Annotated in this window: 19 protein-coding genes and 4 pseudogenes; 16 read left to right on the top strand and 7 right to left on the bottom strand. The window is 62.0% G+C overall.

What is annotated here, in order from left to right:
* Positions 1-251 precede the first annotated feature (251 nt).
* The 5 genes and pseudogenes from NG696_RS04350 (at position 252) to NG696_RS04330 (ending at position 3,866) form a co-directional block, all read left to right on the top strand.
* Complete coding sequence (locus tag NG696_RS04350) at positions 252-926, top strand: vitamin K epoxide reductase family protein (RefSeq protein WP_374211170.1); 675 nt, start codon at positions 252-254, stop codon at positions 924-926.
* Between the two features lie 122 nt (positions 927-1,048).
* Positions 1,049-1,230, top strand: a pseudogene (locus tag NG696_RS04345) (thymidine phosphorylase); the annotation flags it as partial.
* A 79-nt stretch (positions 1,231-1,309) separates the two neighbouring features.
* Positions 1,310-1,945 (top strand): DedA family protein, encoded by a 636-nt coding sequence (locus tag NG696_RS04340; RefSeq protein WP_252574232.1) that lies wholly within the window; start codon positions 1,310-1,312, stop codon positions 1,943-1,945.
* Between the two features lie 584 nt (positions 1,946-2,529).
* Positions 2,530-3,015, top strand: coding sequence for a hypothetical protein (locus tag NG696_RS04335; protein ID WP_252574230.1), 486 nt, complete (start codon positions 2,530-2,532; stop codon positions 3,013-3,015).
* A gap of 98 nt (positions 3,016-3,113) precedes the next feature.
* Positions 3,114-3,866, top strand: coding sequence for a class F sortase (locus tag NG696_RS04330; protein ID WP_252574228.1), 753 nt, complete (start codon positions 3,114-3,116; stop codon positions 3,864-3,866).
* Between the two features lie 832 nt (positions 3,867-4,698).
* On the opposite strand, the gene NG696_RS04325 is transcribed toward NG696_RS04330, so the two are convergent.
* Positions 4,699-5,001, bottom strand: a complete 303-nt coding sequence (locus NG696_RS04325) for a hypothetical protein (protein WP_252574226.1) — start codon at positions 4,999-5,001, stop codon at positions 4,699-4,701.
* Positions 5,002-5,475: 474 nt separating this feature from the next.
* Between NG696_RS04325 and NG696_RS04320 the strand changes: the two genes are divergently transcribed.
* The 4 genes and pseudogenes from NG696_RS04320 (at position 5,476) to NG696_RS04305 (ending at position 9,786) form a co-directional block, all read left to right on the top strand.
* Positions 5,476-8,295 carry a heavy metal translocating P-type ATPase gene (locus NG696_RS04320; protein ID WP_252574223.1) on the top strand — a complete coding sequence of 940 codons (2,820 nt, stop codon included), beginning with the start codon at positions 5,476-5,478 and terminating at the stop codon, positions 8,293-8,295.
* A gap of 221 nt (positions 8,296-8,516) precedes the next feature.
* Positions 8,517-8,690 (top strand): YHS domain-containing protein, encoded by a 174-nt coding sequence (locus NG696_RS04315; RefSeq protein WP_252574218.1) that lies wholly within the window; start codon positions 8,517-8,519, stop codon positions 8,688-8,690.
* 302 nt (positions 8,691-8,992) lie between these two features.
* Positions 8,993-9,254 (top strand): annotated as a pseudogene (locus NG696_RS04310) (helix-turn-helix domain-containing protein); the annotation flags it as partial.
* Positions 9,255-9,363: 109 nt separating this feature from the next.
* Entirely contained in the window at positions 9,364-9,786 is a 423-nt protein-coding gene (locus NG696_RS04305; RefSeq protein WP_252574216.1) for a YybH family protein, read from the top strand.
* 246 nt (positions 9,787-10,032) lie between these two features.
* Here the strand turns inward: NG696_RS04305 and NG696_RS04300 are convergent, their stop codons facing one another.
* Both NG696_RS04300 and NG696_RS04295 read right to left on the bottom strand, forming a co-directional pair.
* Positions 10,033-10,404: a DUF7793 family protein gene (locus tag NG696_RS04300; protein WP_252574214.1), complete on the bottom strand. Its 372-nt coding sequence runs from the start codon at positions 10,402-10,404 to the stop codon at positions 10,033-10,035.
* Positions 10,405-10,654: 250 nt separating this feature from the next.
* Positions 10,655-10,963, bottom strand: a complete 309-nt coding sequence (locus NG696_RS04295; RefSeq protein ID WP_252574211.1) for a hypothetical protein — start codon at positions 10,961-10,963, stop codon at positions 10,655-10,657.
* Positions 10,964-11,436: 473 nt separating this feature from the next.
* Between NG696_RS04295 and NG696_RS20930 the strand changes: the two are divergent.
* The 4 genes and pseudogenes from NG696_RS20930 to NG696_RS04275 all read left to right on the top strand — a co-directional run.
* A pseudogene (locus tag NG696_RS20930) lies at positions 11,437-11,910 on the top strand (FAD-binding oxidoreductase); the annotation flags it as partial.
* A 98-nt stretch (positions 11,911-12,008) separates the two neighbouring features.
* Positions 12,009-12,896: an FAD-binding oxidoreductase gene (locus NG696_RS20925; protein ID WP_252574209.1), complete on the top strand. Its 888-nt coding sequence runs from the start codon at positions 12,009-12,011 to the stop codon at positions 12,894-12,896.
* 15 nt (positions 12,897-12,911) lie between these two features.
* Positions 12,912-13,147 (top strand): annotated as a pseudogene (locus NG696_RS04280) (DUF4193 family protein); the annotation flags it as partial.
* Positions 13,119-13,535 carry a hypothetical protein gene (locus NG696_RS04275; protein ID WP_252574206.1) on the top strand — a complete coding sequence of 139 codons (417 nt, stop codon included), beginning with the start codon at positions 13,119-13,121 and terminating at the stop codon, positions 13,533-13,535. The pseudogene NG696_RS04280 and the gene NG696_RS04275, both read left to right, overlap by 29 nt.
* A gap of 77 nt (positions 13,536-13,612) precedes the next feature.
* Here the strand turns inward: NG696_RS04275 and NG696_RS04270 are convergent, their stop codons facing one another.
* Complete coding sequence (locus NG696_RS04270) at positions 13,613-14,269, bottom strand: uracil-DNA glycosylase (protein ID WP_252574202.1); 657 nt, start codon at positions 14,267-14,269, stop codon at positions 13,613-13,615.
* Positions 14,270-14,491: 222 nt separating this feature from the next.
* On the opposite strand from NG696_RS04270, the gene NG696_RS04265 reads away from it, so the two are divergent.
* The gene (locus NG696_RS04265; RefSeq protein WP_252574199.1) at positions 14,492-15,649 is read left to right on the top strand and encodes a competence protein CoiA family protein; all 1,158 of its coding nucleotides are present in this window, start codon (positions 14,492-14,494) and stop codon (positions 15,647-15,649) included.
* Positions 15,650-15,777: 128 nt separating this feature from the next.
* Complete coding sequence (locus NG696_RS04260) at positions 15,778-15,990, top strand: DUF4177 domain-containing protein (protein WP_252574196.1); 213 nt, start codon at positions 15,778-15,780, stop codon at positions 15,988-15,990.
* A gap of 128 nt (positions 15,991-16,118) precedes the next feature.
* On the opposite strand, the gene NG696_RS04255 is transcribed toward NG696_RS04260, so the two are convergent.
* Positions 16,119-16,985: a DUF6994 family protein gene (locus tag NG696_RS04255; protein WP_252574193.1), complete on the bottom strand. Its 867-nt coding sequence runs from the start codon at positions 16,983-16,985 to the stop codon at positions 16,119-16,121.
* A gap of 57 nt (positions 16,986-17,042) precedes the next feature.
* Positions 17,043-17,531 carry a DUF2199 domain-containing protein gene (locus NG696_RS04250; RefSeq protein ID WP_256471946.1) on the bottom strand — a complete coding sequence of 163 codons (489 nt, stop codon included), beginning with the start codon at positions 17,529-17,531 and terminating at the stop codon, positions 17,043-17,045.
* Positions 17,532-17,701: 170 nt separating this feature from the next.
* On the opposite strand from NG696_RS04250, the gene NG696_RS04245 reads away from it, so the two are divergent.
* The gene (locus tag NG696_RS04245) at positions 17,702-19,405 is read left to right on the top strand and encodes a hypothetical protein (protein WP_252574187.1); all 1,704 of its coding nucleotides are present in this window, start codon (positions 17,702-17,704) and stop codon (positions 19,403-19,405) included.
* Positions 19,406-19,510: 105 nt separating this feature from the next.
* Here the strand turns inward: NG696_RS04245 and NG696_RS04240 are convergent, their stop codons facing one another.
* A complete protein-coding gene (locus tag NG696_RS04240; RefSeq protein ID WP_252574185.1) occupies positions 19,511-19,693 on the bottom strand; it encodes a hypothetical protein in 183 nt (60 codons plus the stop codon).
* Positions 19,694-19,962: the final 269 nt, after the last annotated feature.

The raw sequence follows: 19,962 nt of genomic DNA, 5'->3' as shown, positions 1-19,962 counted from the left end.
GGCCGCGTCGCCAATCACAAACCGGTGTAATGATGAGTGCAGAATCTGAAGGGACTTTGTCATGGACACCGTATTTTCTCCCACCTTTACGGACGCGGCCGTTCTCACCTGTCCGGCCACGCCGATTCCGCGGCGAAGAATGCCCGGCAGCACTTCCCTCCATCTCAGCCTGGATTTGAAACGGCCCGCGGCATCTTAAGAGCCCTGCCAGAACCATTCCAGGCACAAACCAGCCAAAGGACGGCATAGATATGGTTAAAACAACGGAACAACTTCCACCGGCCATGGGAGGGTCCCAGGGCACCGGTGCTCCCGGTCCGGCAGTTTCCGATGTTCCCGCGACTACGCGAAGCAAACCTCTCGGCCTGTTGATGGTCATCACCGGTGTCATCGGATGGATCGCTTCCGGGATCCTCGTCCTTGAGAAACTCGAGGCGCTCAGGGATCCCAACCACATCACCAGCTGCGACATCAACCCGTGGGTCTCCTGCGGCGACGTGATGAAGACCTGGCAGAGTTCACTCTTCGGTTTCCCCAATATGTTCATTGGCATTGTGGCCTTTGCCGTGATCATCACCACCGGAATGGCTCTGCTCTCCGGGGCGAACTTCGCACGCTGGTACTGGATCGGGCTGCAGACGGGCGTGACGCTGGGAATGGTCTTCGTCGGCTGGCTGTGGTCCCAGGCGCTGTACGCGATCGGGATCCTCTGTCCGTACTGCATGGTGGTCTGGGCCATGATGATTCCGCTGTTCATCTGGGTCACCATCAGAAACATCACCTCAGGGGCCATCAGGCTGCCGGCGCGCGCCACCCGCCTCATCGGGGACACTGGATGGATGCTGGTCGCACTTCTGTACGTGGCGGTCATCGCCAGCATCTTCTTCCGCTTCCTGCCCGTCTTCATCGGCACGTCCGGGCAGTAGAGCGGCGAAAAACAGATGAGCCTTGGTGACTCCGGGCGGACCGGCCGAACGTCAGGACAACGACAGGGACGTCCGGCATTTAGCCCTCACGCCACCATGGCTAACCGGACTTTAGGGGGCACCGTGCCCGCAAGGAACACACGGTTCAGACCATTGCAGGTGTGCGCATGTACTCCAAGCCGGGTGCTGCCGCCCGCGCCGGGGAACCGCTCACGACCCTCCTGACGGACACCCCGGAAAGGTTTGGCCGGGCCGCGGAAGCGCTGGAAACGCCGTCGTCCTTGCGCCGGAAGGATCCCGCCCGGACTCATCATCGACCGGCTGCCGGGGTTGCCCGTCCGGGACAGCCCTGGGGAGAACTACAGGCCAAGCGTTAGGAAACCATGCAGGCAATCAACGACTTCATCCTGGCAGCCGCTGGGCAGCCCTGGGTGCTCCTGCTGGTGCTGGCCTGCAGCATCATTGACGGCTTCTTTCCGCCGATACCGAGCGAGTCCGTGGTGGTAGGGCTGGCTGCTGTTTCCGCCAGTGCCGGAGTGCCCAATGCATGGCTTCTCGTCCTCCTGGCCGCCGTCGGCGCATTCACCGGTGACAACATCGCCTACCTCATCGGCAGGAAGGCGGGCGTGCGCCGCTGGCGCTGGATGCGGTCCCAGCGCATGCAGGCCGCCTTCGGCTGGGCCGGCAGGGAGCTCCGCCGACGTGCCGCCTCGCTGATCATCGTGGCCCGCTTCATCCCGGTGGGCCGGGTCGCGGTCAACATCACGGCCGGCGCCACGCATTTCCCCCGCGGCCGTTTCATGGCACTCACCGCGGTTTCCGGAAGTCTCTGGGCCGGCTATTCGGTCTCGATCGGGTTGTTCTTCGGGCAGTGGTTCGAGAACAACCATCTCCTCGCGGCGGTTATCGCGATCGTCTTCGCTGTCATTCTCGGCATCGTGGTGGATCTGGTCATCAGCCGCCTCCGCGGCAACCTACCGGAAGAAATCGGGAAACAGGGCCCCCGGCCGCGATCCTGATCTCCACCCGTCGGCGGACAAGCGGGAGCCGAATATCGGCACCTCAGGGAGTTGCCGCCCTCCGCGGGGGATAGAAAATTCACGGTCCGTACCGGCTGGTTCACGCCCCTGCTGGGACTACAGCCCGGAGCGCAGGCCGGACTTAACGCTGCGCGAACCAGAGGCCGCAACGGCGGCCGCAGAGCGACGATGACCGCCGAGCTCATCGACAGGATCCAGCACATGTACGATGCGCGACAAAAGCCCATCCCGCCCTTTCTGGTGCTCCAACGTTAGGCGCAGGCCTGGCCACGTTCAAGGGCGGCCAGCGTACCGCTAGTACTCACCCGTTTCCGAGTACGAACAGGTAACACCGCAGGTCAGAGGTGCAAAAAGACGAGTACTCGCTACTCACGACCGCACCCGGACGCCGCCCCTAGCCTTTAGGCACATACAAACTGACCATGCTGCTGGGGCACTCAGAGCCGACTCTTCTCCCTGTCAACGTGGTCCATTCCTAAACAGGCTGGGGAGAAACCATGAAAGGAGCTTTAGCCACTGTAGGGGTAGCGGGGTTGGGCGGATATAACTGGGACGCTCAGGGGATGGCGGACTTTGCCAATTCCTGCGTCCCTGTGACGCTGTCGCCGGTTATTGATCCGCCGGTCGTCGTCGAACCACCCGTGTTGGTCGTCCCGCCTGTCGTGGTTGAGCCACCCGTGGTCGTGGTTGACCCGCCTGTCGTCGTGGATCCTCCCGTGGTGGCCGATCCGCCGGTCACCGTGGACCCACCCACCCAGGTGGAGCAGCCCGTAGTGGTAACTGAAACGCCGGCCACACTCACTCCGGCGGTCCAGGTGCCCGCCGCGCAGGTGCTGGCACCTCAGGCAGCCGCCCCGACAGGCGCAGCTGCCCAGGCGCCCGCGGCCGCCGTCAGCAGGGGCATCAACCAGGGCTTCAACGCGCAAACCACCGTGGGTGGAGCAGAGGGGAATACCACTTGGATGGCCGGTCTGGGCGTGCTGCTGGGTGCGGCCGCGGTGGTCGCCGTGCGGCGCGGATCCCGCGTGAAAAGTCCGACGGCGGGCTGACGCGGCATGTTAACGGACCGCAACCGAGGGCGTCCCGCCGAAACCCGGCGGGACGCCCTCGCCCATCATCAACCTTCTGTATCCACAAGGAGTACATCATGGCCAAACGTGCCGGCAGGCCTGGTATCCGCGAGGGCATCCTGCACGTCCTGCGCGGCAGGGCATTGAACCGGGGCGATCTTGCCATACTGCTGTGTGGGGTACTGGGCTTCCTGTCCCTGACTTTTGGCGGACCCCTCCTCAACCACGGGGAAGCCGGCGTCCCGGCAGGGGAACTCTCGGCACAGTCCCCGGCCACGCCGTCGTCCGTTCAAGGGCCGCTCGCTGCCACGGGCCGCGCGCAGGCGGCCGCACCCGAAGCAGCCGCTCCCGGACCTGCCGCAGCTGCCGCTCCGGTTCCCTCTTTGCCGGAAGCCTCCGCGCCGCTGCGCATCCTTTATCCGGCGGCCGACATTGATGTCCCGGTCCACCCGCTCGAACCGGACGCCTCGGCGGTGGCCAGCCGGACACTCGTGCCGCCCCCCACCATGGACGGGTATTGGCTGACACCGTTCGGAACTCCCGGCAGCGGCTCGGACAACACCACGTACGTCATCGGGCACAGCTGGGAAGGCCGGGATGCCCCGTTCAACCACCTCAGCTCCGCCGCCGCGGTGGGCGACGTCTTCGATGTCGTCACCTCAACCGGCAGTATCCGTTACCGCGTGGACAGTGTCACCACCTATCTCAAGGAGGGCCTCAAAGACAGCCCCATCTGGGACATGGTGCCCAGCCGGGTGGTCCTCATCAGCTGCTACACCGAAGACCTTTGGGGGAAGAACGTGGTGGTTTCGGCGTCACCCATCGCGTGAAGGGACGGCGGCCAGGTCCGGCCCCACCCGCCCCGGCTAAGGCGGTGCCTGTTCAAGCCGCCCCACGCGGGCAAGAATGGGGTTATGAGTCCAGAACGGTTCAGCGGCCCTCCTCCCCTCCTTGTCGGGGTGCTGCCGAACCAGCACCCGTAGGTACCTGTTCGGAGTGGGGTGCGGCCGACTGGCTAAGCATTACGCCGTTCCCAGGATCTGGGGTTCTTACCAGCACGGCTCTCGATAACGAAGCATTCCGAGAAGGCCTTGAATCGAGAATTGACCGCCGGCTGTCATATGGCTTCGGCCAGCCGTCCTGCAGCGGAGAGTCGCTTATACAAATGTCATTTTTCGAAGGCGACTGCACTGGAAGTCCAAAGTCCTCTGCACTGCACGGAGCAACGATGCGCGGCGACGGGGCGAGATTCGAGTGCCCAACCTGCACGGGCGGAGTCTTCTTTCTGGAAGACGGCGAACTCGTAGACTCCATGCACAGAGGCAGAGGAAACGCAGGTTCCTGCATAGGCTGCTATGGCTCTCTCGCAGGTGCGGGCTACACGTCAGAGCATCGGGAAACAGGGCCCCCGGCCGCGATCCTGATCTCAACTCAATGGACGGCAAGAGCGAGTCGAATATCAGCAGCCCAAGGACCTCCATGCGGTCGAAAATTAGCGGTCCGTACTGGATTCCCGCCTCTATCGGGTTGACCGTCCGGAGCGAGGCGGGAATCCAGTGCGGGGCGCGAAAGCAGAGGCCGACCAGGCGGCGGCAAACCCGAAGATGATCGACGGATTCATCGAATGCTCCACCTTTATTAATATGGAATCACCAGAAGGTGCTAGATCTGCGATGTCCCCTCGGACGCGCTATCAGTCATCATCTTTTCGCACATTTTAGCCAGGCCCGGTATGCGCTGCATCATCTCTTCCATGCTGGCCATGTCCCGCATGCCCTTCATCATCTGCTCGTGCATCCGACCCATGTCAGGCGCGCCGTCCCGACCACTTGCCGCGGCCCGTTCCGCCGCCGGAGCCGAGCTTGCGGCCGGGGCCGTGCCTTCGGCGGCATAGGCGGGCGCTGCGGCGCCGGCGGCAAGAAGTCCAGCCGTTGCGAGTGTGACCATCCAAGTACGTGAGCGCATGAGCGCCTCCATCTTTCGTCTATGAGTAGTTATCTACTAAGTAGCATAGTATTGTGCAGGGACTGAGCAGGCAAGGGGGAGCGGTATTTGCAAGAGCAGGGAGACGACGTATGAACCCGGCCCTAAACGCTCGACAGACGGCAGCAGCACCCGGGCCCTGGGGCGGCTCGGCCCCGGTGATTCGATACGCAGCCTTCACGGACGCCAAGAAGGTGACCGGCGTGGACCTGTCCACTACTCCTCCGACTACAGAGCCGCATGTACTTCTCCGGGGTCGGACCCGGGGAAGTCCGCCCATGGAAGGTTCCGAAGGGAACCGGCACCTCTGAGCCGCGACGGCCAAGGGACTATTCATGTCCAGCGACGGCGGGATGACTCTTAGCCCTCGTCAGGCATAGGCGATTCCTCGGGTCGGAATGAGCAGAATGGGTATTTGAGGATGGAGCAGAACCACGAAAGCAGGGGAAGAGCGGAATGGACCTTATCGACCTGGTAGTGATTTTTGGCGGGGCTGCGCTCATCGGGCTTCTGGCGTGGTATTTCTTCGCTCCCCGAAATGCCGTTTCGGCGGAGCTAAGGGGCGGGGTGCAGCAAGTGGATATCGAAGTCCGGGGGGGTTATTCCCCTGACCTTGTCCGCGTCAGCGCGGGAAAGCCGGTCCGGCTCCGCTTCAACCGGCAGGACAACAGCGAGTGCACCAGCAGGGTCGTTTTCCCGGATCTGCGCAAAAGCGCGTCGCTTGCGGCCTTTGACACAACGTCTGTTGACCTCCTTATTGAGGAGCCCGGGGAGTACGCGTGGGCCTGCGGAATGAATATGCTCCACGGTCGGCTGATTGTTGACCCGGCAGACGGCGCAACTGCTGCCGGTGCCGGGGGCGGCACAGCGCACGACGATACGGCCGGTGGGCCTGTCGGCTCTGAAACGGCCCACGGCGGCGCTGCGGCGCCCGCCTCGAAGCCATCCGTGCCGCGCGACCGGGAGACCGCACGTGCTGTCGGCGTTGGACCCATGGTGGAGCGGCAGCTAGCACCCGAACGGGCGGAATTCCTGCTTCCCGGAGCCCTCAGCAGCCTGCCCAGGGACAGCGGACATGCCGAGGCGGCACTCCTCCACATACCGGGTGTGGACAGCGCCAACGTCAACTTCGGTGCGGAGCGTGCCGTGGTGATGTACGACCCGACACAATCCGATGTGAAGACCCTTGAACAAGCCGTGTCCCAAGCCACCGGCTTCCCTGCCCGGCTGCGCATCGAGCCCGGATCCTCAGGTAAGCAGGATGCGGAGGCCGGGGCACGCGAGGCGGAGTTGCGGGACCTGCGGTGGCGGGTCGGTCTGGGGACCATGCTTACGCTGCCGGTGCTGTACGCGGTCATGGGAAAGTACTTCCTCGGAGACCAGTATGTGCCGGATATCCTGCAAAGCCCGTTGACCCAGCTGCTGCTGACACTGCCGGTCATGTTCGTTGTCGGCTGGCCCATCCACCGGATCGGCTGGCGGGCGCTGGCCAACCGCTCCGCGGAAATGAACAGCCTCATCACGCTGGGCACCACGGCGGCGTTCGGATACAGCCTGGTCGTGACGTTTGCCCCGCAGCTTCTCCCGCCGGACGTGCGGGAGGTCTACTACGAGGTGGTGTCCTTCATCATCACCGTGATCCTTCTGGGCCGTCTCGTGGAAGCAAGAGCCCGCGCCGGCACCGGAAACGCCATCCGTGCACTCGTCGCGCTCACCCCCGCAACCGCGAAAGTGCTCAGGGACGGACAGGAATTCGAGACGGCCGTCGAAGACGTCCAGCTCGGGGACGAGATCCGGGTCCGGCCGGGTGAAAAGATCCCTGTCGATGGCGAAATCATCGAGGGCCGCTCGGCCGTGGATGAGTCGATGGTCACCGGCGAGAGCATTCCCGTGACCAAGCAGGCCGGGGACACTGTCATCGGTGCGACCGTCAACGGCACCGGCGCGTTCACCATGCGCGCCACCCGCGTCGGCGCCGACACCGCACTTGCACAAATCATCAAGCTCGTCCAGGAAGCCCAGAGCTCCAAAGCGCCGATCCAGCGGTTGGCCGACGCCGTTTCGGGATACTTCGTGCCCGCCGTGGTGTTCATCGCGATCGCAACGTTTGTTCTCTGGTTCACGGCGGGCGATTCACTGTCCCTGGCCGTCGTTGCCGGGGTCAGCGTGCTGATTATTGCCTGCCCCTGCGCGCTCGGGCTGGCGACTCCGCTGTCGATCATGGTAGCCAGCGGCAAGGGCGCCTCACTCGGGGTCCTCGTCAAGAGCGCCGCGGCCCTGGAGACAGTGCACAAGCTCCACACCGTTGTGCTGGACAAAACAGGAACACTCACCCGAGGGAAACCGGCCCTCACTGACATTGCCCCTGCCGATGGCTACGACAGCACTGAACTGCTGCGCCTCGCCGGAGCGGCCGAGGCGGACAGCGAACATCCCCTCGCCGCGGCCATCATCAACGGGGCGCGCGAACAGGGGACGGAACTCCCGTCGGCAACCGCCTTCGACTCGATCACCGGCAAGGGCATCCGCGCCACCGTGGAAAACCATGAGGTGCTGATCGGAAACGTCAGCCTTCTGTCCGACGCCGGGATCTCCACATCAGAACTCCAGGCAGATGCCGAGCGGTTGGCACGCGACGGGAAGACCGCTGTGTATGTTGCCATCGACAGCCGGCCCGCGGGAGTCCTCGCCGTGGCGGACACGCTTAAGCCAGACTCCGCGGACGCCGTCGCTGACTTGCGCCGGCGAGGGCTCGAGGTGGTCATGATCACCGGAGACAACAAGGCAACGGCCGAAGCCATCGCCCGGCAGACCGGCATCGACCGGGTGTTGGCGGATGTCCTGCCCAGGGACAAAGCGTCCGAGATCCGTTCGCTCCAGGACGAGGGGAAACTGGTGGCCATGGTGGGCGACGGCATCAACGATGCCCCTGCCCTCGCGCAGGCCGACGTCGGCATCGCCATTGGCACCGGAACCGACGTGGCCATCGAGGCCGCCGACGTCACACTCATGTCAGGGGAGCTGTCCGGACTAACCAAGACCGTCGCGCTGTCACGGGCCACCATGCGCAACATCCGGCAGAACCTCGTGCTGGCCTTCGGCTACAACACCGCAGCCATCCCCCTCGCGGCAGGCCTGCTCTATCCCTGGACGGGAGCGCTGCTGTCCCCGATGGTCGCCGGCGCCGCCATGGCGCTCTCCAGCATCAGCGTGGTGGTCAACTCCAGCCGCCTGAATGCCTTCAAGGCACCCGCAGCCGGGAGACAAGGCGGATGACAACGACGGAAAAGACTGGCCCGCGTAACGTGGAATCTTTTGGCATTGGGAAGGAGAGACGGGCATGTTCGATGGTGGAGCATGATTGGGAAGGATGGGCTCCGGCGGGCCTGATGGTCTTTCGGGGGCAGTAACACCTCCAACTGGTCCCATGCTCGTGACAACAAAAGCCGCCGTTCCAGTGCTGGAAGGATTGGAACCGATAAGAGAAGGAGGAATACATGTCCCGCACATCAGAGAAGGTGACCGATCCCGTCTGCGGAATGACCGTGGACCCCGCTACCGCCGCGGCCAGCGCCGAGTACGAGGGCCGGACTTACTACTTCTGCTCGCAGACCTGCGCGACCAGTTTTAAGGCCGATCCAGCCAAGTACGCCGCGGGCGCCACGAGCTGATGGGACGGCCTGTTCGGCCGCTGCCAGCTGCCCGGGCTCACATTTTATGGATCCCCCAGTGAAAAGGGGTGCGTCACACAGAGATTCAAAACGTCGCGCGCGCACCGGAGTTTAGGCGGGAGCGTTGAATGGCTAATCATGTTCCACTGGTTAAAAGGGACAGAACAATGACACGCATCAAGTGCTGGCGATTGACTACCTATGCTGCTTTGAAGACGCCACTCATTTGGCACGCGGCGAAGGTGACCTCCTGACAGGCTGGGAAGGCGCCTGATTGACTGTGATCGTCAAAGCCACGGGTATCACTCTTGGCGAACCTGATGCTCTCCGTCATGGGCGCCTTCGCCGAATTTGAACGGGCACTGATCGGTGAACGGCAGCGCGAAGGCATCACGCTGGCCAAGGCGCGCGGAGCCTACCGCGGACGCCGGAAAGCACTCTCTCCCGAGAAGGCAGGCGAGCTGAGGAAACGGGCCGGCGCCGGTGAACAGAAGACCGGCCTCGCCCGCGAATTCGGCATCAGCCGCGAAACCCTTTTACCAGTACCTCAAGGCAGACAGCTAAAATGAGTGCCGCTGTTTGGAGATGAATTTAGGAAGCTGGTGACGGGCTGGGTGCCGTGCCGTAGTATGCGCATACTCCAAACGCCACAAGCGGTCAGAAGGTGGAAACAATGCAGCTTGACGAAGTCGTCGGCCAGTTTCATCAAACGATGAATGATTTTGCTAAAGGAGACCCGGAACCCGCCAAGGCCATTTTCTCCCACGGCGAGGATGTGTCCCTTGCCAATCCCTGGGGTCCACCGGTTGTGGGATGGGAGCGAGTATTAAAGGCCCTCAATTCAGCCGCTGCCCGGTTCAAAGACGGAAGCATCACTGCTGTTGATGGCCTCACCCGGCACGTCACTTCCGAACTCGCCGTTTTCCTCGACATAGAACATTGGCAGGCCAAGCTTGGAGGAGGAGACGAAATATCGCCGTTTGATCTGCGCGTAACGAGCGTTTATCGCCCCGAAGGCGACACGTGGGCACTGGTGCATCGCCATGCAGACCCGGTCATCGCACCGCGTCCCCCTGACGCTGTCCTGCATAACTAGCGCACGGGATTCACGCCGTCCGTTTCCAGTCCTTCGGCTCAAGGGGATCAGATCATGTGGGTCGGCGCCGTCCGTCGGTTCTTTTGGTCATGGACGTGTGACGGTGTCCCCGCGGTCCGGGCCGCAGCAGCTGAATGCCGAGGAACTGGACTTCGAGCACAGTTTGGTGCAGAGGGATTTTCCTGGATTTAGCACTCCCCGGACATTTCCCGGATGCTCCCAAAGCGATGTTCAGCGGCGGGCAGCCTATTCTCTGAGCAACCAGCTTATGGATTCGGTCCGGGAACTGAAATAGCGGGTGGGGCAAGGGGGGACGCCCATGTCGAAGAAGAAGTTTGCGAGAACGCGATCCACAGGGCCGGATCCAAGAAAGGCGATCCGGGAGGCCGCAGACGGGATGGAGAAGAAGGCGCGGGCCTGGCGGCTCACGGCCTCTACTGTCGCCATTTCCATCAGCATCGGATATGCCGAACCGTCGGCTATTTCGTTGACTGCGGCCATTGCGGCGCGTGCGTCTTGAGCCCCGATACTGACATTGGGCTTCCAGGTGACGTGAATGACTCCATCAGCTTGGAGTTCGACGGTGCCTTTGCCGCCTTCCACTATTATCGATTCCATGGTCCATCCCCTACGTCTGTGGCAACGGTAGCGGCTTTGGGCCGAGCGGCGAAGCGGAAATGCTCTTTGTGACCTGCTTGACGAGTGGGAGACGATGGCTGCTACTTTGCTGGCGACCGTCGCATAGTTGGACGCTCAGCAACTCTTTCCACGAAAAGCGCGCTCGTCCTGAGCGCGGCAGTGTCTGTCGATGAAGTGATACGCGCGCCCCTCCCAGACAGGGGCCGCGCATCCTGCGCATCCTGTTTGCCTAGCGGCCAACCTGCCCGCAAACACCGTTGAGCTTGAAGTCAGACCATGCCGGGCTCGAGACCGTGAAGTCCTTCGTCGTGGCCGCCAGCGATGCAAGGTCACTCTTGGTCGAGTGGCTGCCGTAGCTTGGTGTGACACCGGGCGGTTCTGCGACATCTCCCAGTGGATGATTCGCAAAGGCGTTGGCGTTGGCGCAATCGAAGGATTCCACGATCGGGTGGATTGTTGCAGACGCAGCCGGCGCAAACCCTAAAGTTCCAGCAAAAACGATAACGGAAACTGCGAGTGATTTCCTTGTCAGGGTCATGGTTTTCTCCTTACTGTCCGGAGCGACGGAGCGACGGAGCGTCGCTCGAGCTCCATTAAGCTCTTTTGCCGACGGCAAAGACAATAGCGCTGGCATTCGAAACAGCCGGCCCTCTACGAGGCAGTATTTCAAGGTCCATCTGTTGAAATCGGCGACCGCCTCAGGTCGGCAGGCGCAGCTCGGCTACCGCGTGTCTCCTTATGCCGTAGCCAGGTGACGACGGCCTAGAGGGCAACGCCTTTCTTGCCGCTTCTTGACGTCGGAAACGGGCAGGCGTACGTTACGGTTAGTCGTCGATCCGAGGGGTGTGCTCGCCAGCTTCGCCTACCGGGCTCGCGGCAGGCGCATGTTCGCGAATCACGCCGATAGCTGCGTGCCAAGACTCACGCAGCATAGGTGCATCCGGTCTCCGCCGCTGGAGCAGGCCTGTCGGTCTGCTCCCGGGCTCTCCTCCGGCCCGCAGTGGCTGCATCATGAATGTCCCGCACGGCCGGGAGGGTGGCTGTGCCGAGTCCCTGATCGTGAAGGCATGCTCAGGGGGAATGGGAGTCACCATGGACAACAACGGATTTCAGGCCCTGCAGGACAAAGTACGCGGCCAGGTCATCACTTCCGACCACCCCCTCTACGACGCCTCACGGACCGTCTATAACGGCATGATTGACAAACATCCCGCAGCCATATTGCGTGTTTCGCAAGTTGCGGACGTCATCGCGGGAGTCAACTTTGCCCGCGACGAGGGCCTGGACCTGGCGCTTAGAGGTGGTGGGCACAGTGCGCCCGGATTCGGGACCTGCGACGGGGGCCTCGTGCTCGACTTCGCCGACCGCAGGGGCGTCCGGGTAGATCCTACTGCCGCAACGGCCCGGGCTGAAGCAGGCACCACCTGGGCCGACTTCAACCACGCAACAAACGCCTTCGGGCTCGCAACAACCGGCGGCATTATCGGATCCACGGGTGTTGCTGGCCTGACGCTCGGCGGCGGCATCGGCNCTACCTCGCCCGTAAGTATGGCCTGTCCTGCGACAACCTCAAATCCGCGGATGTGGTTACCGCAGAGGGGAAGTTCCTCACAGCCAGCGCAACCGAGAATGACGATCTCTTCTGGGCGTTACGTGGCGGCACAGGAAACTTCGGCGTCGTCACTTCCCTGGAATTCGACCTACATCCCGTCGACGTGGTGTACGGCGGTGTGGTCATCTATCTGCTCGAGCACGCTGAGGCTGTTGCCCAGCTGTACCGGGACTACATTGCCACGGCTCCGGAAGACATGGGAATCTTCCTCGGATTCCACCAGGGCCCGCCGGTCCCCTTCCTGCCGGAGGAGCACCACGGCAAACCCGTGGTGGTTGTGGTGGGTGGCTGGACCGGTCCCCACGATGAAGGCGAGCGGCAGTGGCAGCAATTCCTGGATGTCGCCCCAGTTGCTGGGTCATTTGTCGGGCCCCTCCCTTACCCGATGCTCAACACTCTGTTCGACCCCCTTCTCCCTAAAGGCCTCCAAGCATATTGGAAGGCGGAGTTCCTTCCAGAGCTAAGCGACGATGTGATCGGCGTTGCCCAGAAATTCGGAGCCGGCGTGCCCAGTCCCCAAACGGCCAATCATTTCTATCCCATTAATGGCGCGGCCCAACGCGTAGGACAGGATGAGACAGCCTTTCCTTATCGGGACGCCAACTTCTCGGTAGCCATCGCCGGAATGTGGGAGTCACCGGCGGACAACGACGCCAACACGAAGTGGGTCAGAGACTACTACCAGGCCCTGCATCCTTATGGGGCCGGAGCGGGCTATGTCAATTTCCTTGATGCTGACGACCAGCCTCGCATCGAGGACAACTACGCAGGCAACTACGCCCGGTTGGCCCAGATCAAGGCGAAGTACGATCCCGGCAACCTGTTCCATATCAACCAGAACATCAAACCGGTGGCCTGAAACGGGGAAGAGTCTTCACTAAAGTCCGCCAAGGCTCCGGACGCGCAATCCGTGGTCCAGGAGCTCGACGAGGCTGACGCCCTGGACGGCCTGACCCCTGGTGGCGAGTTCATCGCCGAAGAGCTCGCGTCCAGGTCATCCCGCAGGCCGACGACGAGTTCACCTGCTATTCCTGCTTCCTGGTCCGCCACCGTTCACAGAAGGCGCGCGAGAAGGACGGGCATGCCTACTGCGTCGAATGTGAAGGCTGAGCGGTTCTGGTCGGCTGTCCCGGAGCACATCTGGGACAGCATCCGCGAAGAATTCACCCTGCCAACCGCGGCGGACCTGGAAACACACTTCCAGTCCCTCGGCGACCGCGAGGCCATGCGCCGGGCAGTCCGGGCCTTCATCGGTGAGGAAACATTCTGCCCCGGCTTCCAGCTCAAGGACGGGCACTTCCAGGGACCGGTGCTGCGGCTGTTTGATTTGGCGATGAGCCTGAAGATTCCTCATAACGTGTTCGCCGCCTGGATGGTCAGCCCGCTGCCGGCAGAATCCCGTTCCAGGCCCGTGGACATGCTGCACAGCATGACGCTGCTTCAGAACTCCATGGCTGCCTTCGGTGACAGGTACCGGCCGGTCGAAAAGCGTAGCTAACGGCCTGGCTCTGCCGCATCCAAAAGTCAGATGGCTCTACGGAGGGCATGGACAAACGGCTGCGACATGTACCCGACCTAGCTGCCGTCCTGCCCGCGGTCCAGGACCTGGCGGACCTCGCGGAATGCTTCGAAGCGGCGGTTGGCCCGGGCTTCTCGCACTGCCGGGTCCGGGTCACGGAGCGCTGTCCTTCCGGGGTGATAGGTCTCCACCGCCACGTACCGGGCAGCCACGCTGGGTAGTTTGCGGGCGAACCGTTTCCACAGGGTTTGCGCCTCTCCACCCTGGAGAAGCACCACTTTCAGGTTTGGCATCAGCTCTATCAACCGGGTCAGCGGGTCCAGTCCTTCAGTGATCTGCGGGCTCCTCAGACCGCTGGACTGATCGTGGCGGTACCACGGGTAGGCGTTCCATGGGGTCAGGTCAGCAGGCGTCAGGGCCACCGAGGAGAGCAGTTGGCATTGGAGCGCAGCGGAATCGTCGTCGTTTTCCACGCACAGCGTTCCGGAGCCCTTAGTCTCGTGGGTCATCGGCCCGGGATCACGCAAAATGCTCAGGATCCGGGCCTCCGAGCCGCCATGGAGAGGCGCGACGTACGGCACCCACCCCCGGCCGGCCGAAGGCTCAGGCTCCCGGAGGGACTCGACCAGCTGGTTCACAGCGGTGACGTGTGGAAGGTGCACACCGGCGAACTGCTCTGCTTTGAAGGCCGGGTCCCTCATCTGTTTGACCATGGATGGATACTAACTGTCGTCCGGTTCCGTCCCGGGCCTCGCTTTGTCGTGTTTCCGCTGGTCGGGGCCTCTTCCCCTCACGGGAACGCCAGGGCAAGCAGTCTGGAACAGAGGCTGCACCATTGAGATGGTCAGGCGCGCAGTCCGGCGCTCACGGCACAGCTTTACTTAGCTGGGCACCTCGTACCCGGTGATGTCAGAGGTATCGGCTATATTTCGCGCATGTGCAGCGAATCGTCTCCGGAACGCCGTGATATCTACGCGGTTCTTGGTTCTCCTGACTCGCGCGTTCCGGTCCAGGCCCCGGCAGACCCAAAGGAAGCCCGGCGGCTGAAGGGCGGGAATTCCTTCTATTGTTCGGGGGCGCTTGGTGGATGTGGCGGGGAACTGACCTTTGCCATCGGTGATGTAAACGTTCCCCATTTCAGGCACCAGGTAGGAAGCAGATGCTCCCTCATCTCGTCCAAATCCCTGGCTGACCGCTACACCCACCTTGCCATGCAGGAAGCATTGAGGACGTGGATCGAAACCATGCCGGGATTCTCCTGCCGCCTTGAGGTTTCCATCGAAAACGGACGCACCGATGTGCTGGTCTCAGCTCCGTCTTTTGAGGTCGCCCTCGAAGTGCAGCGGTCGGCGCTCTCGGCCCGCAGCGCCCTGGAGCGGACGGAGGTCTACCGCCAAAGAGCCAACACAGTGCAGTGGCTGTACGCGTCCAGGGACATCGAGGCCTACAAGGCAGAACTTGCCGACCGTGGCTGGAGCCTGAGGATCTGGTGGGGCTGGGCCAAAAAGGAATGCAGGATTGGCGTCAGCTACGAAAGCGACAACGAGACCGAGGTTGAAATAAAGGAAGCCGGGGGACCGCTGACAGACTGGGAGATATCCCCCCTTGGTTTGGACTCGGTTCACCTCCGGCACGCCAAGGTGTCCGTGGAACGCCGACAAGCTGCGGAGCGCGAGCGACGCCGGGAGGAGGCCGAGGAGGAGGCCGTGCGTGAAGCCGCAGAGAAGGCACGGAAAGAGGCAGCCCGGCTACGGCGCATCGCGGAGCAGAGAGCAGCGCAGGAGTCTCTTCTTCGGGCCCTGAAACACACCCCGGAGGGGCTGGAAGACAAATGGCCATCGTCGTGGCCTCAGCTCATTGGCAGCCCCAGGCAGGTCACATGGGCCGAATCAATCCGGGCCCGGACCGTCGCCTTATTGCGTGAAGAACTGGTCGAGGAGTGGCTTCCTGAAGCCCGAGGGGTGCCGGTCGCCCGGTGGCTGGCCCTGCAGTCTTCGGCCGCATTTTGGATTCATTGCCGCTTTATGGACACCTTGGCCGTAGTTCAGGCGTACGAGCACCAATTCGGTTCATCGGGGCAACCCCGACGTTGAGAAGCCGGAACAGGCATTACCGCCGGCGGCGAAACCCTTAAGGCGCCGCCGCTCATGGCCCCGAGGTGCGTCCCGAGTCATCGCGTAGCATTGCTGCCAGTTGGCCGGCAACGGGAGGAAGCAGCGTCATGCAGCAGTACGTCGTCATACAGGTAATCCTCAAAGAGAAACTGTGGGGAACAGGTTCGGGCAACCTGACCTCCCTTGAGAAGGCCATCAACGATCAGGCCGCGAAGGGCTACCGACTCCACACCATCACCACCGCGAGCAGCGGGAGCAAGGGAGTGATTGGCGGCGGTGACCGCATCCAGGCAACGATGGTGTTCGAGCGCATCGGATGATTGCCCATCACGAACTGAACTGTGGCCTGCGACGCCCTCAGCCGCGGCGATTTTGGGCGTGGAATGCCTTGCCGGTACTTCAGCACCCACTCAGGATCGGGGGCAGAGCGCCTATCAGATCAGGCCTATCAGATCAGGTGGACGCCGTCCTCTGGCTTATCGGGTCGCCACCAAGGGCAACGAACCTCAACCTCGGCATGGTTTTTCGTGACCCACTCGGCCATCCGACGCTTCCGTCCCGCGATGAACTCCAGCGTGGCATTCCGGTACGTCACGTACTGCCCAGTTGTGGCCGGTATCCCGGAACGCTCGAAGTTGTCAAAGGGCAGGTAGAACCGAATCTCTTTGTAGTCTGGCGTCACGAGGTCTTGCAGGTGGAAGAAGTCCACGAACCCTGTGAACCCATGCTCCCGCCGCCCGAAGAGTTCGAAGAAGTCCGCATAGGCGCTGGTGACATCGGCGAGGGGGCTCCCCGGTTCTCCTGTGTAGTGACGCCGGATGCATTCAAGGGTGAGGTCCATGCGGTCAGCGACCGACATACGTAGCCCTCGTGCCGTGTTTATGGTGGGTAGGTCCTTCGACCTGAGAGGCCAAATCATCGCACTGCCGATGGTGTACGGAGTGTCCAGGTAGACGGACTTCTGGTCCTCGTTCAGCCCGGCGATAGCGTCAACCAGAGCCTTCGACTTCGGCTTCATATTCGGCTTCACCCAGGTGGTGTATGAGCTGGTGATGGCGTCGCTGCCGTAGCAATGCCTCGCCCCGGAGACGTCGGTGAAGATGAGGTACTCGTTCGGTCCAACTGATGAAATGCGCGGGGCGAAAAGTGCCCCGGAGGGCAATTCCTTGGTCCACAGCAGCTCGTGGTCCGCCCGGAGCATCTGACTGTCACTGTCGGCGTCGGGTTTGGTCCTCGAAGGGGTGTCGGTCTTGTAGTCGAATGAAGTATCGACGACGCGTGGCTGTTCCTGCTGCGGGTATTCCGGATTGCTCAAAGTTCCCCCAAAGACCAGAGTGATCAGACGCTGTTCATCGTACGGGAGAGAGGCCTGTCAGCGATGACCATTTCGACCAGAGGGAAGTGCCGCGAGAATGTCGTGTGACCACTCTTTGGTGAGCACGTCGTTCAGGTCATCGTTGGGGCTGCTCACACAGTAGGGCGTGTGGTTCGTGTCCAGCACTGCGAGGTTCACCGGAACAGCGAACAGGCCCCAGGGCTCGATCCTGTTGGCCAGGTAGCCCGTGAGTTTCAGGTCGCCGTACTCGGGGGCGTTCCAGACCCGGCAGGCCAGCTGTAAGTCGTCGGGATGGATGGCGATCCAGACCCCGAAGCGGAATTCGTGACCGCCTTCGAGCTTGACTGGAAGCAGGGCCCGGACGAACGGGCTGATGTTGGGGATTTGCATGAGCGTCGCCTTGTTGGGGTCCGGGTCGCTCAACCAGCTGTCTTCGGCGCGGAGCTGCTCCGGGCTTTCCAAGACCGGGTCCGGGAGGCGGAACCGGACATCCCTGTTATGTTCCGCTGTCTTCAACCCACACATCTCACACGTGTGCTTCCTGGCAAAGATCATCCGTCCCCCAGTTCTTTGATCTTCGGGCGATTCTACGCGGGGGAGGGCGTGCCTTGAGCCCAGGTCCCCATTACGAGGTTCCGGCGTTTGGGCCCTGGCGATGGGCATAATTGGGAAATCACGTTCAACGAGGGGACCAAATGGAATCGGCTTCGCGAATCAACTGGAGAAACATCAGCGAGAACGATTTCAACGAGACGGTGGAAGCCTTGATTGTGCGCGATCGAACCGGAGGCGGGCTGGTGGCGCAGGCGATAGACGGTCGCGGCGGGGACGGTGGGATCGACATTGACGTCAAGGTGGCGAAAACGGGGCAGCTGACCGAAATCCTCCAACTGAAGTGGTTTCCGGACGGCTTTTCGGGTCCCCGTGTTAGGCGCAGGGAGCAGATCAAGGACTCCTTTAAGTCTGCAATGGTCCACAAACCAGCGGTGTGGACGTTGGTTGTTCCAGCCAACCTGACGATCCCGGAGCGGCAATCCATCTACGCGCTGAAGAAGAGCCAGAAAGTGCAGGTTCGGTTGATTGGCGCCGCTGAGCTGAACAATTTGCTTGCTCTTTACCCGAAAGTCCATGACTGGGCCTTGCGTGACGCTGCCCGAGACTTGCTCAGCATCGTCGGCCGTGAAAAGGCCACTCTATCCAAGCCAGGGGATCTGATAGCGGAAATTCAGAACCTGGCCGATCGAAGCGACGCCATCAGCCCTTACTGGGGCTTTAACTTCAGTAGCCGTGATGGCGTCACCTCTTCGCAGCTGTATGCAAAGCGCGACGACGCCATGCAACGGGAACCCTTGTCACTTAGCCTGGAGACCGAATTTGGCCCAGACGACGACGAGCTGCGGCGAGAGTTTGAAGACAGCCTTGATTATGGGGTGACGAAACGTCTTATTTTGCCCAGCCACGTTGTCAGCTCCTTCACTAAAGAGGGACCTGAATGGTTCGCGGGTGAGGTTGGTTCTGGTGAGCTTCACATCATCCCTGCGGAGGGTAATTCCCGGGACATCCGAATAAATGTCACCAGCTTCAACGGAGACGGCAAACGGTTGGCTGCCGTTTCGGCACGGAGGGGCAGCTTCGTAGCCGGCAACCTAGGGGGGACTCTGGAATTTTCAACGCCAGGCGGATTGTCATTAGGTTGGCGACTCCCCAAGGTCGCCGGTGAAGGCACCGTTCGCGCTGATTTCGCACCGGAGGGCCACAGCGCGTTGGACGTCCGCAAGGCATTGGGGTTCGTGTCCACTCTCCATCTGGCCGCAAGCTTCCTTGTTGCAGTTGATGGTCAGGTCAGTGAACTCGTCCTCCCGGAACGTTCGGGTTCGCCGGTCGGGAACCCGGAAATCTCGGAACTCGTTGAAGACCTCGCGGTCATCGAAGTGAAGACGGGCGTGACGTTCGCTTTCCCCGAGTACCTTCCTCCGGCATTGGACCGGGTGTGGGCACGGACCATCAGGCGCATATTGGAAGGTGGGTACGTAGCCCTTCCCAATACAGATGGATTCAACGTCACTCTTCGCGGGACCGGTGGAGAAACCATCGAGAGAGTCCTATTGGAAGGCGGCGCCATGGTCATCAGCAGTGAAGAGTGGGCAGTGGAGTTTTTGGGCGAAACCGTCTTTGTCGGCAACGTTGCGATTTACCACGGCGATGTCCGAGCTGATAACGGTGCGCAACATGCCGAAGCGTTGAGGGCCGGTAATGGTGCCGGTCGCCGGGTGAATTTCAGAAGCGCTTCCGGTTCGCCTGGCGTGATCTATATGCCCGGCCATCCGGACGCCAAAGAAACGGTTGTCGCAGAACCTTGGGGGCTTACTGGTATCCGTGAGCATGCAGGCATTCAGTAGGCAAGGTTCCGTCGCCGAGCCACCGTCAACCGACGAGGTACTGCGGTGCGGGGCCGCAGCCCTCCTTAATCCAGGTCGCTGGGAAGCGTCCACGTTCCCGGCGACTTATCTGTGATGGGATCTCATCGGCGGGAGCTTCATCTCGGCCAGGGCCTTCTGCGCCGGCGTAGTTGGACGGTTCAGTTCCTTGTCCAGAGTGACTTTCAGACGCGCAATAAGGATGTTGCGGCGAAGCTTGGCAAACATCTCATCCCTGCGCTCCGCGCTGATTTTCTTTCGCTCAGTCATCGTTGTCACCCTCCTTCATGGGTTCATTGTCCCTGATTTACCAGGGTCGTATACGGCGGACTCATGCAATAAGCCAACTGTTCAAATGTCTCCGGGTTGCTTCGCGCCTTGATAATGGTCCCCGAAGTAGAGGTGGACGCGGTCATCCAACGGTCCTCACACACCGTGCGCTTAGGACCCTGCTGCCGCCCGAGCGAAGGCTTCCTGTAACAGTTCTCTGTTGGGTTTGCCCGTGGCCGCATCTGTCTTGTTATAGGCGAGCGGACTCG

Source organism: Pseudarthrobacter cellobiosi (genome assembly GCF_023913755.1).
GTDB classification, from domain to species: domain Bacteria; phylum Actinomycetota; class Actinomycetes; order Actinomycetales; family Micrococcaceae; genus Arthrobacter; species Arthrobacter cellobiosi.
This window is presented reverse-complemented; position numbering and strand designations above follow the sequence as displayed.

Coding starts and splice junctions, on each gene's coding strand:
- NG696_RS04350 (WP_374211170.1), top strand. CDS start 252: ATGGTTAAAACAACGGAACAACTTCCACCGGCCATGGGAGGGTCCCAG.
- NG696_RS04335 (WP_252574230.1), top strand. CDS start 2,530: ATGGCGGACTTTGCCAATTCCTGCGTCCCTGTGACGCTGTCGCCGGTT.
- NG696_RS04305 (WP_252574216.1), top strand. CDS start 9,364: ATGCAGCTTGACGAAGTCGTCGGCCAGTTTCATCAAACGATGAATGAT.
- NG696_RS04265 (WP_252574199.1), top strand. CDS start 14,492: ATGTGCAGCGAATCGTCTCCGGAACGCCGTGATATCTACGCGGTTCTT.
- NG696_RS04245 (WP_252574187.1), top strand. CDS start 17,702: ATGGAATCGGCTTCGCGAATCAACTGGAGAAACATCAGCGAGAACGAT.
- NG696_RS04315 (WP_252574218.1), top strand. CDS start 8,517: ATGTCCCGCACATCAGAGAAGGTGACCGATCCCGTCTGCGGAATGACC.
- NG696_RS04300 (WP_252574214.1), bottom strand. CDS start 10,404: ATGGAATCGATAATAGTGGAAGGCGGCAAAGGCACCGTCGAACTCCAA.
- NG696_RS04275 (WP_252574206.1), top strand. CDS start 13,119: ATGCCTACTGCGTCGAATGTGAAGGCTGAGCGGTTCTGGTCGGCTGTC.
- NG696_RS04295 (WP_252574211.1), bottom strand. CDS start 10,963: ATGACCCTGACAAGGAAATCACTCGCAGTTTCCGTTATCGTTTTTGCT.
- NG696_RS04320 (WP_252574223.1), top strand. CDS start 5,476: ATGGACCTTATCGACCTGGTAGTGATTTTTGGCGGGGCTGCGCTCATC.
- NG696_RS04340 (WP_252574232.1), top strand. CDS start 1,310: ATGCAGGCAATCAACGACTTCATCCTGGCAGCCGCTGGGCAGCCCTGG.
- NG696_RS04250 (WP_256471946.1), bottom strand. CDS start 17,531: ATGTGTGGGTTGAAGACAGCGGAACATAACAGGGATGTCCGGTTCCGC.
- NG696_RS04270 (WP_252574202.1), bottom strand. CDS start 14,269: ATGGTCAAACAGATGAGGGACCCGGCCTTCAAAGCAGAGCAGTTCGCC.
- NG696_RS04260 (WP_252574196.1), top strand. CDS start 15,778: ATGCAGCAGTACGTCGTCATACAGGTAATCCTCAAAGAGAAACTGTGG.
- NG696_RS04330 (WP_252574228.1), top strand. CDS start 3,114: ATGGCCAAACGTGCCGGCAGGCCTGGTATCCGCGAGGGCATCCTGCAC.
- NG696_RS04240 (WP_252574185.1), bottom strand. CDS start 19,693: ATGACTGAGCGAAAGAAAATCAGCGCGGAGCGCAGGGATGAGATGTTT.
- NG696_RS04325 (WP_252574226.1), bottom strand. CDS start 5,001: ATGCGCTCACGTACTTGGATGGTCACACTCGCAACGGCTGGACTTCTT.